Source organism: Chromohalobacter sp. 48-RD10 (genome assembly GCF_029889785.1).
GTDB lineage: Bacteria > Pseudomonadota > Gammaproteobacteria > Pseudomonadales > Halomonadaceae > Chromohalobacter.
In genome coordinates, this window is record NZ_JARANX010000199.1 from 1 (window position 1) to 719 (window position 719).

At 61.5% G+C, this 719-nt stretch carries 1 protein-coding gene; it reads right to left on the bottom strand.

Annotation, left to right across the window (positions count from 1 at the left end):
• Positions 1-544 (bottom strand): hypothetical protein (locus tag OP496_RS18235; RefSeq protein ID WP_280565409.1); only part of this gene is annotated, 544 nt, incomplete at its 3' end.
• Positions 545-719 lie beyond the last annotated feature (175 nt).

Below are 719 nucleotides of genomic sequence, written 5' to 3' on the forward strand. Positions count from 1 at the left end.
CTTCGTGCGGGCTGCCATCCTGGCGCGTGTAGAACGCTTCGTTCTCGGGCCCGATCAGCGGCGCGATGCCGACATACACCTCGGTGGGCGGCGTGCCATCGTCGAGCCATTCGTTCTCACCGATGTGCACGATCTGGGCGAACTCGATACGCCATACCAGATACTGATCGAGCTCGGGAGAAAACTCATCAGGCTCGCAGACCAGTACCCGGGCGGGCTCGACAGGCAGGCCCCACTGCTGCTGATGGATGAAGTGCGAAAGCGCCGCCACCTGGGCGCGTATCGCTCGGCCCTGGTTCACGCCGCGCCAGCCGATCACGTAACGCAGCTCGAACTGCGCCTCGAGGGCCAACTGACCGGTGCCGGGGTCGTCATCCGGTACCGCCTCCAACTCGGTCAGCTCTATCAACGCTGCTGGCACATGGATGCGCTGGCGATCATCCGGGTAATCATCCACGGTCTTGATCGCCGGGAACGCTTCAGCAATAGCATCGAGGATGGCCTGATGCAGGCTGTCCAGAGTGATTTCGGTATCGGCGTTCATCGGTTCCTCAAATACGCAACACGGCGGGTCAAGTCGTCACGGAAGTGGCGCCAGAAGATCGCCTCCAGCTTCCAGAAGATCTCGTCTTCGACGAACACATCAGCCTTATCCTTGATCGGCAGCGTTTCCTGGCGAATGGGCAAACGTCCCTGGCCACGGCGGCGCATGATGGTAC